Source organism: Cellulomonas sp. P2_B4 (genome assembly GCF_056404795.1).
Window position 1 is genome coordinate 149,888 of the sequence record NZ_JBFUDI010000010.1, and the last position, 11,186, is coordinate 161,073.

Genomic DNA, 11,186 nt, shown 5'->3' on the forward strand with positions numbered 1-11,186 from the left:
GTCCAGAGCGTCTAGAGGTCGACGACGACGAGCAGCTGGCGGCCGACCATGCCCACGCTGCGGGCGAGGGTGTCGCGGAAGGCACGCTCGAGGAACGCGATGTCGCGCAGGTGCCAGAGCGTCAGGGCGGAGATCCACGCGGCGTCGCGGGCCTTGTCGATCGAGAAGTTGCTCATCAGGTCGGCCAGCGGCGCGACGCCGGCGCCGTGCTTGACGATCGCCTCGTCGAGGAACGAGTCCCGGATCGGGCGGACCACCTCGGCGAGGACCGCATTGACCTTCTCGAAGTCGTCGCGGATGGACCCGTCGTCGGGCTCGACGCCGCGGGCCTCGCACGTCGCGACGACCGCGAGCGCCAGGTCGTGGTTGATGTGGGCGTTCATGCCGGCGAGCGCGTACTGGATCGGCAGGATGCCCGGCACCGCGCGCCGCTCGATCAACGGCTTCCACGCCTTCGACACCGCCCGCTTGGCGGCCAGGTCCTGGGGGACGTCCAGGAAGATGTCGGCGAACCGCACGTCGAGGTCCTCGGTGAACGCCGGGTCGTGGAACGTGCCGTCCACGACGCGCAGCGCGACGAGCGCCGTGACGCGTCGGTAGACGTCGAGGAACACCCCGAGCCCGTCGGCGTGCGGGAGCCCGGACCGCACCTTGTCCATCTCGGCGACGACGCGCCCGATCTTCACAGAGCCGCTGGTCATGGGCACAGGATCACAGGTCGCGCGCGCCGCGGGAAGGATTACGTTGGGGCCGTGATCGCCGCCTACGCCGCCAGCTTCGACCCGGACGAGCCGCTGAACGGGCTGGCGGTGGGCGAACGACCCGCCCCGGAGCCTCGGGAGGGGTGGACCGTCGTCGACGTGCGAGCGGCGTCCCTCAACCACCACGATCTCTGGTCGTTGCGGGGCGTCGGCCTCCGAGCGGAGCAGCTGCCCATGATCCTCGGCACCGACGCGGCCGGGATCACCGCGGACGGGCGGGAGGTCGTGGTCCACGGCGTCATCGGCGGGCTGCCCGGCGACGAACCACGCTCGCTGCTGTCCGAGAAGTACGACGGCACGCTGGCCGAGCAGGTCGCGGTGCCCACGCAGAACCTCGTCGACAAGCCCGCGTCCCTGTCGTTCGTCGAGGCCGCGTGCCTGCCGACCGCCTGGCTGACCGCCTACCGCATGCTCTTCGTGAAGGGCGGCGCCACCCACGGGCAGCGCGTGCTCGTGCAGGGGGCCGGCGGCGGGCTGGCCACCGCGGCGATCCTGCTCGGGGCGGCGGCGGGCATCGAGATCATCGTGACGGGTCGCGACGAGGGACGACGGGCCCACGCCCTGTCCCTCGGAGCCGCCGCGGCGGTGGAGCCCGGGACGCGCGTGCCGCGGGTGGACGTGGTGCTGGAGTCCGTCGGCAGGGCGACCTGGTCGCACTCGGTGCGGTCGGTGAAGCCCGGCGGGATCATCGTGGTCGCGGGCGCGACGAGCGGTGACGCGAGCCCGGCCGAGCTGACGCGGATCTTCTTCCAGGAGATCACCGTGGCCGGCACGACGATGGGGTCGCGCGAGGACCTGGCCGACCTGATCGCGTTCCTGGACCGGACGGGGGTGCGGCCGCTCGTCGACTCGACGTTCGCGCTGACCGACGCCCGGGACGCGCTCGCACGCCTCTGGCAGGGCGCCCAGACCGGCAAGGTCGTGCTGGAGATCGCCGCGTGACCGGCTGGGAACCGGACATCCTCGGCGACGACTACGTGGCCCGCACGCTCCCGCTGCGCCCCGACGACGAGGGCGAGGTGGTGGCGACGCTGGTCAGGTACGCGCCGCCGACCACCGAGCCGCTGCGGCGGTCGCGCGTGATCCTCTACGTGCACGGCTGGTCGGACTACTTCTTCCAGACGGGCCTCGCGGAGTACTGGCACGCGCGCGGGGCCGCGTTCTACGCCCTCGACCTGCGCAAGTACGGCCGGAGCCTGCGCCCGCACCAGACGCCCGGCTACATCGACGACCTCGACGCGTACGACGAGGAGCTGGAGGCGTCGCTCGACGTCATCCGCGCCGAGCTCGGGGTGCACGCGCGGCTCATGATCATGGGCCACTCGACCGGGGGCCTGATCGCGTCCCTGTGGGCGCAGCGGCACCCGGGAGCGGTCAGCGGGCTCGTGCTGAACAGCCCCTGGCTCGAGCTGCAGGGGTCGTCGGTGCTGCGGCACCTGTCCGGCCCGGCCGTCGCGCGCCTCGCCCGGTTCCAGCCCAAGGCCCCCCTGCCGAACATCGACCCGGGCTACTACGCGCGCACCCTCGACGTCGCGTCCGGCGGCGAGTGGACGTACAACGCCACCTGGCGCCCGACCCCGTCCTACCCCGTGCGGGCCGGCTGGCTGCGGGCCATCACGATCGGGCACGCGCGCATCGCCCGCGGCCTGTCGATCGACGTCCCGATCGTCATGCTCTGCTCGAGCCGCACGATCATCAGCCCGCGGTGGACCGAGGACATGCGCGCCGCCGACGTCGTGCTCGACGTGGAGCTGCTGGCCCGCCGGGCCGTGCAGCTCGGCTCGAACGTGACGGTGATCCGCGTGAAGGACGGCCTGCACGACCTGTCCCTGTCGCCGCGGCCGGTACGCGACCGCTTCTACGCCGAGATCGACCGCTGGGTCGTCGCCTACGGCTGGGGGTAGGCCCCCGGGGCTCGGCCGACGTCACCGACCGCCGGGTCGTCGACGACGAGCGCTACGTCAGGGACGGATGACGCCCGTCGCCTCGGCCAGCGTCGGGCCGCCCTCGCCCAGGCGCCAGGCGCGCCAGCCGTCGACCGGGTTCTCCGACGCGACCGACACCGAGGCGGCGGTGTCCGGGTCGGCGTACACCTCGCCGGTCGGCAGCTCGATCAGGCCGTCGGAGCGCAGCATCGCGACGATCCGCTGCCCGCGCCGCGCGCGCACCCAGACCAGCGTGGTGACGGCGCGACGGCTCTTGGCCAGCGTCGCCAGCTCGGGCAGGGCGAGCGGGATGCCGTCGCCGAGAGTCCGCTCGGGGCCGCCGTAGTGCTCGACCGGCAGGGGCGCCTGGCGCGTGACCGGGCGCGACGGACGTAGCGGCTGGGTCGGGTGCGCCGCCCGCGCGAGCTCGGCCCAGACGGTCTCGACCTCGGGGCTCGAGTCCTCCGTCGGCTCGGCGGGTTCCGCGGCCTCGTCGTCGCTCTCCTCGGGGGCCGACACCTGGTCGTTGCTGGGCGCCTCGGCGTGCGTGTTGCTGGGCGCCGGGACGAACGGGCGCGGGCCGTCGATGTCGTTCGACGAGTCGTCGGGGGTCGCCAGGTGGTGCGCCGGCGCGTGGTCGCGGGGCGGCGTCTGGTCCTGCGCAGCGCGCAGGCCGACGACGGGCGTCAGGGTGGTGGGGGCCTCGTGCGTCGCGTGCGAGACGGGGGTCGGGGCGGCCGGTTCGAACCGCTCCGGCTCGTACTTGCCGACGGGCGCAGGCGTCCGCGCGGGGGCCGCCTCGTCACCGGTCGCCGCCTCCTCCGCCGGGGCCGGGCGCCGCACGATGGGCGTCGGCTCCGTGATCCCGGACGGTGCGGGCGCGGGCGGGGTGACCGCGCGCAGCTCGCCCGACGACGGCTTGCGCGGCGGCTCGAACGTCGTCGTGGGGCCGGCGAAGCCCTCGCTGGCCCGCACGAGACGCAGCGCGGTCGGCTCGACGGACCGGCGCGCGCCCTCGTGTGTGGCCAGCGGCGAGACGTCGAGCAGCCGGCGCTCGTCCTCGCCGCGCACGACGCCGACCTGCAGCACGTCCACGTGTCGACCCGGGCCGCGCAGGAACGACAGGGTGTGGCCCGCCTCAGCGGCGACCTCGGAGCAGAGCAGGATCAGCCGGACGCCCTCGCGACGCGTGGTCTGCGCGCCGAACGCGGCCTGCTCGCGGAACGCGGCGAAGTCGATCGCGAACCGCGACGGGTCCGGGTGGTAGGCCCGGGCCAGGTCCGTGGTCGTCATCCGCGACGCCGCACCCGCGTGCCGCAGGGCCGAGATGATCGCGTCGTCGTCGAGAACCTGCCCCACGTCGATCACGACCGAGCGTCCCGTGGCGTCGAGCGCCAGCAGCGTCGGCAGGTCCGCGTGGTCCGGCGAGGCGGTCTTCGAGCGGACCGCGAACAGCGGTTCGCCGGCGATCGCGGCGAGGTGGTGCGTGAGGAGTGCGGCGGCCTCCTGCGCGAAAGAACCGGCCAGGGGCTGCATCGGCTGGACTAGGCGCGGTCGGCCCTCGTCGAGCTCGAAGATGGGCATCCGTCCCGGCCTTCCTGGGGCACGCCGCGGCCCGCGGCACCGTCGTCTTTGCCACCCGCGGAGCCCTTCGGCCCACGCGTGCGACCACACTGTCCCACAGCGAACTGGGCTCGTCAGCCGCTCGGGCGAACCGGTCGGTAACAGTTGGGCGCGATCACCCGGTTGCGTGGATCTCGGCCCCCCGATCGTGGCGCATCGCACACCGGCGACGTCCCCGACGATCCGCCGACGAAGGCCCGGCACAGCGTTCGGAGGGCGGTCCACGACGGTCCGTGGACGGGTGCCGACGAGGTTCGTCGGGGGGTGCCCTCAGTCCTGTGCGAGCGCCGCCTCGACGCGTGCGACCTTGCCCGTGAGCTCGCCCGTGTGGCCCGGGCGGATGTCCGCCTTGAGCACGAGGCTGACCCGGTGGCCGTGCCGTCCGACGGCTTCGGTGGCCCGCTTGACCACGTCCATCACCTCGTCCCACTCACCCTCGAGGGTGGTGAACATCGAGTCGGTCTGGTTGGGCAGACCCGACTCGCGCACGATGCGCACGGCATCGGCGACGGCGGCGGTCACGGACTCGCCCGCACCGAGCGGGGCGACGGAGAAGGCAACGAGCATGCGTCCACCCTGGTCCCCCGGGCGGCGGGTGTCCAACCCGTCCCGCGCCGCTACCGTCGAGGCCCCGTCACCGACCCGGGAGTCCCGTGAGCCGATCCGCCCGCCTGCTCGCCGTCGCCACACTCGTCGGCGCGTCGACGCTGACCGCCTGCAGCGCGGACCCGTCCCCGACCGTCACAGCCCCGGCAGCGCCCACGCTGGCTCCGAGCTACAGCTACACGCTCGCGTCGTCGTGCGGCGAGCGCGCGATGTACGGCACCTTCTCCCTGACGGTCGACGAGGGCGCGGTGGCGGCCGTGGAGGGGCTCGACACCGTCGGCATCCGCGAGGCGGCCGGCCTTCCGCTGGAGACCTTTCCCACGATCGAGACCCTGACCGCCCGGGCCGCCTCGGACGACCCCGCCGAGGCGTCGTACGACCCCGACACCGGGATGCTCACCAAGGTCGTGTTCGACCCCGTCCCTCAGGGCGTCGACGACGAGGAGTGCTACGTGATCAGCGACTACACGCCGGCCCCGTGACCCGTGTCGGTCGCTGCGGGTAGAACTGGTGGCATGACGCGATGGGCCGACATCCGGGCGCAGGAGCCCGCGTTCGCCGACGAGGTCGAGGCGCTGTTCCGTTCCGGCACCAACAAGACCATGGCCACGCTGCGGGCCGACGGGTCCCCGCGGATCTCCGGCACCGAGCTCGAGATCGACGACGAGGTCACGCTCGGGATGATGCCGGACAGCCGCAAGCTCCACGACGTCCTGCGCGACCCCCGCGTCGCCATCCACTCCCCCACGCTGGAGCCGCCCAAGGACCCGTCGGCATGGGTCGGTGAGGCCAAGCTCGCGGGTCGGCTGGTGCCCATCCCGCCGTCGGAGAAGGAGCCGCCGGGGTCGTCGTCCTTCGCGCTCGACGTCACGGAGGTGGTGCACACCCGGGTCGACGAGACCGCGACCTACCTGGTCGTCCGCTCCTGGCACCCGGGCCGAGGACTCACGGAGCTGAAGCGGACGTAGTCAGGCGGTCGGTTCGCGCGACGGCAGGTGCGCGGCGAGCAGCTCGGCCAGGTGGAGGCCCTCGACGCCCGCGAGCTGGTCGGCCTGCGTGCGGCACGAGAAGCCGTCAGCGAGGAAGACGTCGCCGGGCGCCGCATCGCGCAGCGCGGGCAGCAGGGAGTTCTCCGCGACCGCCACCGAGACGTCGTAGTGGCCCTTCTCCATGCCGAAGTTCCCGGCGAGCCCGCAGCAGCCGGCGAGCGCCGAGAACTGGGCGCCCGCCTCGGTGAGCAGCGCGCGGTCGGGGTTCCACGTCATCACCGAGTGGTGGTGGCAGTGCGGCTGGACCACCGCGGTGACGTCGGACAGGTCCGGCACCTGCCAGCGGTCGCCGGGGCCGATCGGCGCGGGAGCGGTCAGCAGCTCGGCGAGCGTGCGGGTCTCGCGGGCGACCGCGACCGCGCGGGGGTCGTCGGGGAACAGGTCGCGCAGGTCCGAGCGCAGCACGGCGGTGCATGACGGCTCCAGGCCGACGATCGGGATGCCGTTGACCGCGAACGGCCCGAGCACGCCGAGCAGGTGGTTCAGCTGCCGGCGCGCACCGTCGAGCTGGCCGGTGCTGATCCACGTGAGCCCGCAGCACGCGTTCTCCTCCGGCACGACCACCTCGTACCCGGCGTCCCGCAGCACCGCGACCGCGGCGTGGGCGACGCTCGGCGAGAGGTTGTCGGAGAACGTGTCGGTCCAGAGCACGACCTTCGGCCGCCGACCCGCGCCGCTGGGTTCGAGCGAGAGGTCGCTGGCGCGGCCGCCGGCTCGGACGTCCGCGGTGTTGTTGTCGCGGCCGGTCGCCAGCGTGACCTCGTCGCGACCCTCGCTGCGGGCCCAGGCGCGGAACGGGGTGCGCGCGAAGGTGATCATCTGGCGGCGCGTGTCCATCCCGCCGCCGGCGAGCACCACCTTGGCGAGCGGGCGGATGCGGAGAACGGTGTTAGTCAGCGCCGCGACGCCGGGGATCCCGGTGACCAACCGCGCCCACCTCGGCAGCCAGCCGAGGGCGTAGTGCGACGCCGGACGCAGCTTGCGGCGATATGTACGGTGCAGGATCTCCGACTTGTACTGAGCCATGTCGACGCCGGCGGGGCAGTCGGACGAGCACGCCTTGCAGCTCAGGCAGAGGTCGAGGGACTCGTGCACCTCGGGAGACGACCAGCCGCCGGAGACGAGGGTGCCGTTGGCCATCTCCTGCAGGACGCGCGCGCGTCCGCGGGTCGAGTCCTTCTCGTCCTTCGTCGCGAGGTACGAGGGGCACATGAAGCCGCCGGTCGCGGTGCTGTCGGCGCGGCACTTGCCCACGCCGACGCAGCGGTGCAGGGCCGTGGTCAGGTCGCCGGCGTCGTGCGCGAACGAGAACCCGTGGCCGTCGGCGAGCAGCGGACGGGCCCAGGGCCGGCGCAGGTCGGCATCCAGCGGCCGGGGCCGGACCAGCACGCCGGGGTTGAGCAGGTCGCGCGGGTCGAAGAGGTCCTTGAACGCACCGAAGAGCCCGATGGCCTTCGGCGTGTACATGACCGAGAGCAGCTCGGAGCGGGCGCGCCCGTCGCCGTGCTCCCCGGACAGCGAGCCTCCGTGCGAGGCCACGAGGGCCGCGGCGTTCTCCATGAACGCGCGCAGCGGGTTGCCCGACCGCTCGAGCGGGATGTCCAGCCGCAGGTGCACGCAGCCGTCCCCGAAGTGCCCGTACGCCAGGCCGTCGACGCGGTGCGACGCCATGAGCGCCTCGAGCTCGCGCAGGTAGGCGCCGAGCTGCGCGGGCGGCACGGCCGAGTCCTCGAACCCGGGCCACGCCTGCTCGCCCGAGGGCGTCCGGCCTCCGAGGCCGGCGCCGTCCTCGCGGATGCGCCACATGCGCGCCGCGTCGGGGCCGGGCGGGAACAGGCCGACCGCGGTGGTGCCGGCGTCGGCCGCGAGGGCGTGCGCCCGCTCCATAGCCTCGTCCAGGTTCGCTCCGCCGACCTCGACCATCAGCCACCCGCCGCCCGGCGGCAGGGTCGGGACCGCGGCGGCGCCGCGCACCCGTCGGACCACGTCCACCAGGCGCGAGTCCATGCCCTCGATGGCGAGCGGCGCGTGCGCGAGCAGCGCGGGCACGGCGTCGGCGGCCGCGGGCATGTCGGGGTAGCCGAGCACGACGAGCACCGGGGCGGCGGCGATCGGGACCAGCCGGACGGTGGCGCCGAGCAGCGTGCCGACCGTCCCCTCGGTGCCGACCAGGGCCTTGGCCAGGTCGGTGCCCTTCTCGGGCAGCAGGTGCTCGAGCGAGTACCCGGAGACCTGCCGGCCGAAGCGGCCCAGCTCGGTCCGGATGACCTCGAGGTGCGAGCGGACCAGCTCGTCGAGACCCGGGACCACGTCGAGGGCACCCGCGCCCGCGCGTGCCTCGAGGCGCCGGCCGGTCCCGTCGACCAGGTCGAGCGCGAGGACGTTGTCGGCCGTGCGGCCGTAGGCCACGGCGCGCGGGCCGCAGGCGTTGTTGCCGATCATCCCGCCGAGGGTCGCGCGGGCCTGCGTGCTCGGGTCCGGCCCGAACCGCAGCCCGTGCGGGGCGGCGGCCTTCTGCAGCGTGGCCATGACCACGCCGGGCTCGACGCGGGCGGTCTGCGCGTCCGGGTCGATCGACAGGATCCGGTTCACGTGCCGCGAGAAGTCGAGCACGATCCCCGTGCCGACCGCGTTGCCCGCCACGCTCGTGCCTCCGCCGCGTGCCGTCAGCGGGACACCGAGGTCCCGTGACACCTGCAGCGCCGCCTCGACGTCGTCGGTGTCCTGCGGGAACGCCACCACCTGCGGCACGACGCGGTAGTTGGACGCGTCCGTCGAGTACTCGGCGCGGCGGCGGGTGGAGTCGTCGACGACCCCACGCATCGCAGCGCGCAGCTCCGCCACGACCTGCGCGCTGTCGACGGTCACGGTCTCGGTCACGGCCACCACCCGCGCAGTCTCGCACCGGAGGCGTGATCCCCGGCACAGGTATCCACGCGACGTGACCAACCCGACGGCACGCAACGTCCGAGCAGAAGCGGGTCAGGGCCGACATCTGCTCGGACGCAACGCCAAAGAAGTGTCAACGTCCGAGCAGAAGCAGGTCAGGGCCGACATCTGCTCGGACGCAGCGGAGAAGACGAGGGCGCTCAGTCGAGCGCGGCGTCCAGGGTGATCGTGGTGCCGGTGAGGGCCTTGCTGACGGGGCAGCCCTTCTTGGCGGCCTCCGCGGCGGCCTGGAAGCCGTCGGCGTCCAGGCCGGTGACCTCGGCGCGGACGGTCAGGTGGATCGCGCTGATGCGCAGGCCGCCCGCGGGGTCGGGCGAGAGGGTCACGTCGGCGGTGACCTGGTGCGCGACGGGGGTGCCGCCGGCGCCGGCGATCTCGCCGGCGAGCGCCATCGAGTAGCAGGCCGAGTGCGCGGCGGCGATCAGCTCCTCAGGGCTCGTCGTGCCGTCGGCGGTGTCGGCCGTGCGGCGCGGGAACGAGACGTCGAACGTGCCGGCGCCGGAGCTGGTCAGCTCCACCTGCCCGGCGCCCTCCTGCAGCGTGCCGTTCCAGGCGGTGCGAGACGTACGGGTAGCCATGGTTCTCCTTCGGTGGGTGGGCCGAACACTCACACGCTAAGAGGATCTCCGGGTCAGCGCGCGCGCTCGAGATGTGCTGAGACGATCTGCGCGGGCGCGCCCGCCTCCTGCAGCGCGACCGCCGCCCGGGCGTGCAGGGCGCGCCGGTCGTCGGGGTCCAGCCCGTTGTACAAGGCGGCGCGCACCAGGTCGTGGCCGAAGACGAGCCGGTCGCCGCGGGCGCGCACGACACCGGCCGCGAGGCCGTGCCGCAGGGTCCGCCAGCAGTCCGCGACGGGCTCCTGGGCGAGCAGGGCGAGGTCGGTCATGACGAACGACGTCCCCAGCACGGACGCCTGGCCGAGCAGGAGCAGGACGTCGTTGCCCAGGTACTCCAGGCGTCGTCGGACCACCTCGTCCAGCGGGACCAGCCAGTCCACGCCGGAGGTGTCGTGCGTGCCGTCCACCGTGACCAGCGCGCCCGCCGAGCGGGCGGTCCGGACGACGTCCGCGACGAACCTCGGGTTGCCTCCGGTGGTGGCCAGCGTGCCGCGCAGGGACGGTCCGACGGACCCGCCGACGAGGTGCTCGGCCAGCTCGACGGTGGCGCGGCCGCTCAGGGGCCGCAGCTCGAGGTGCCGCGCACCGGCCCGGGTCCAGGCGGCGACGACGGCGGCGAGCTCGGCCCGGTACGGCACCGGCCGCATGGTCAGGATGACGAGCGCGTGGTTCAGCGCCCCCTCGTGCGCGAGCTCGTGCAGGACCTCGAGCGACGCCGCGTCGGACTCGTGCACGTCCTCGAGGACCAGGGCCCAGGGACGCGACGCCCCTCGCGTGCGCATGAGGTCGGCGAACATCGCGCCGGCGCGCACGATCTCGTCGGCGGGCACGGTCGGCGCCGCGTACAGCGTGTCCAGCAGGCCCGCGAGCTCGACCTCGAGCGGGGTGCGCGACGAGCTCTGCAGCAGGGCGTCGGACAGCAGCGCGTACGGCCAGGGGCGCATGCTCGACGCGCGCGCCGTGCTGAGCTGGACGTCGAGCAGCCGGGCGGACCCGCGCAGGGCGTCGACGAGGCTGGACTTCCCGACGCCGGCCTCACCCTCGAGCAGGACGGTCACTCCCTGACCGCCGGCCGTGGTGGCCAGGAGGTCGTCGAGGTCGTCGAGCTCCGCGGCGCGCCCGACCAGGGGCCAGGTGCGTCCCTGCGAGGAGCTCATGGCCCGATCGTAGGACCGGTCAGCCCGAGTACTCCCAGTGCCACGCCTCAGGCTTGGTGCCACGGATGTCGGCCCAGCTCGGGTGGACCCACTGCAGGTCCCCCGCGTTGGCGTCCATCCAGGCGTGCTGCTTGGTGCCGAACGTCTCGATCCCGCCGCCGAAGTCGACCGCGATGCCGTTGCCGTGGTTCGAGGTGCCGGGAGTGGCGCAGAGGTAGCCCTTGGTGCGCACGCAGGCGACCTGGCCGGCGTAGGAGCGGTACGAGTCCGAGACGACCATGTCGACGCCGAAGACCGCCTTGTACGCGGTGTTCAGCACGTCGAGCTGCTCGGCGGCGTCGCAGCGCAGGCGCACGGACGCGTCGAAGCTCACGCCGCAGAGCGCCGAGTCGGGGATCTTGCCGTTCGCGTAGCCCTGCAGGGACTGCTTCCACGCGGCGCGCTGGGCGGCGGCGGCGTCGGCGGCAGCCTGCGCGGCGGCGTCGGCGGCGGCCTGGGC

11 protein-coding genes are annotated in these 11,186 nt (G+C 73.9%); 4 read left to right on the plus strand and 7 right to left on the minus strand.

The window, feature by feature from the left end; translation table 11 throughout:
- Positions 1–11 precede the first annotated feature (11 nt).
- Entirely contained in the window at positions 12–701 is a 690-nt protein-coding gene (locus AC1DZC_RS16515; RefSeq protein WP_477044019.1) for a DUF5995 family protein, read from the minus strand.
- Positions 702–752: 51 nt separating this feature from the next.
- On the opposite strand from AC1DZC_RS16515, the gene AC1DZC_RS16520 reads away from it, so the two are divergent.
- Positions 753–1,703, plus strand: coding sequence for a zinc-binding dehydrogenase (locus AC1DZC_RS16520; protein ID WP_477044020.1), 951 nt, complete (start codon positions 753–755; stop codon positions 1,701–1,703).
- The gene (locus AC1DZC_RS16525; protein WP_477044021.1) at positions 1,700–2,665 is read left to right on the plus strand and encodes an alpha/beta hydrolase; all 966 of its coding nucleotides are present in this window, start codon (positions 1,700–1,702) and stop codon (positions 2,663–2,665) included. Before AC1DZC_RS16520 ends, AC1DZC_RS16525 begins: the two co-directional genes overlap by 4 nt.
- A 57-nt stretch (positions 2,666–2,722) precedes the next feature.
- Here AC1DZC_RS16525 and AC1DZC_RS16530 read toward each other — a convergent pair whose 3' ends face one another.
- Both AC1DZC_RS16530 and AC1DZC_RS16535 read right to left on the minus strand, forming a co-directional pair.
- Positions 2,723–4,270 carry a restriction system modified-DNA reader domain-containing protein gene (locus tag AC1DZC_RS16530; protein WP_477044022.1) on the minus strand — a complete coding sequence of 516 codons (1,548 nt, stop codon included), beginning with the start codon at positions 4,268–4,270 and terminating at the stop codon, positions 2,723–2,725.
- A gap of 309 nt (positions 4,271–4,579) precedes the next feature.
- Positions 4,580–4,876, minus strand: coding sequence for an MTH1187 family thiamine-binding protein (locus AC1DZC_RS16535; RefSeq protein WP_477039660.1), 297 nt, complete (start codon positions 4,874–4,876; stop codon positions 4,580–4,582).
- Positions 4,877–4,962: 86 nt separating this feature from the next.
- On the opposite strand from AC1DZC_RS16535, the gene AC1DZC_RS16540 reads away from it, so the two are divergent.
- Positions 4,963–5,397: a DUF6174 domain-containing protein gene (locus AC1DZC_RS16540; protein WP_477044023.1), complete on the plus strand. Its 435-nt coding sequence runs from the start codon at positions 4,963–4,965 to the stop codon at positions 5,395–5,397.
- A gap of 33 nt (positions 5,398–5,430) precedes the next feature.
- Positions 5,431–5,883 carry a pyridoxamine 5'-phosphate oxidase family protein gene (locus AC1DZC_RS16545; protein ID WP_477044024.1) on the plus strand — a complete coding sequence of 151 codons (453 nt, stop codon included), beginning with the start codon at positions 5,431–5,433 and terminating at the stop codon, positions 5,881–5,883.
- Here the strand turns inward: AC1DZC_RS16545 and AC1DZC_RS16550 are convergent, their stop codons facing one another.
- The 4 genes from AC1DZC_RS16550 to AC1DZC_RS16565 all read right to left on the minus strand — a co-directional run.
- On the minus strand, positions 5,884–8,787 hold the full coding sequence (locus AC1DZC_RS16550; RefSeq protein WP_477044026.1) for an FAD-binding and (Fe-S)-binding domain-containing protein: 2,904 nt from the start codon (positions 8,785–8,787) through the stop codon (positions 5,884–5,886).
- A gap of 266 nt (positions 8,788–9,053) precedes the next feature.
- Positions 9,054–9,491: an OsmC family peroxiredoxin gene (locus AC1DZC_RS16555; RefSeq protein WP_477039657.1), complete on the minus strand. Its 438-nt coding sequence runs from the start codon at positions 9,489–9,491 to the stop codon at positions 9,054–9,056.
- Positions 9,492–9,544: 53 nt separating this feature from the next.
- A complete protein-coding gene (locus tag AC1DZC_RS16560; RefSeq protein WP_477039656.1) occupies positions 9,545–10,687 on the minus strand; it encodes an AAA family ATPase in 1,143 nt (380 codons plus the stop codon).
- Positions 10,688–10,706: 19 nt separating this feature from the next.
- Positions 10,707–11,186, minus strand: a 480-nt coding sequence (locus tag AC1DZC_RS16565; RefSeq protein WP_477039655.1) for a M15 family metallopeptidase, incomplete at its 5' end; no start/stop codon positions are given.

Coding starts and splice junctions, on each gene's coding strand:
- AC1DZC_RS16515 (WP_477044019.1), bottom strand. CDS start 701: ATGACCAGCGGCTCTGTGAAGATCGGGCGCGTCGTCGCCGAGATGGAC.
- AC1DZC_RS16530 (WP_477044022.1), bottom strand. CDS start 4,270: ATGCCCATCTTCGAGCTCGACGAGGGCCGACCGCGCCTAGTCCAGCCG.
- AC1DZC_RS16535 (WP_477039660.1), bottom strand. CDS start 4,876: ATGCTCGTTGCCTTCTCCGTCGCCCCGCTCGGTGCGGGCGAGTCCGTG.
- AC1DZC_RS16545 (WP_477044024.1), top strand. CDS start 5,431: ATGACGCGATGGGCCGACATCCGGGCGCAGGAGCCCGCGTTCGCCGAC.
- AC1DZC_RS16550 (WP_477044026.1), bottom strand. CDS start 8,787: ATGCGTGGGGTCGTCGACGACTCCACCCGCCGCCGCGCCGAGTACTCG.
- AC1DZC_RS16555 (WP_477039657.1), bottom strand. CDS start 9,491: ATGGCTACCCGTACGTCTCGCACCGCCTGGAACGGCACGCTGCAGGAG.
- AC1DZC_RS16560 (WP_477039656.1), bottom strand. CDS start 10,687: ATGAGCTCCTCGCAGGGACGCACCTGGCCCCTGGTCGGGCGCGCCGCG.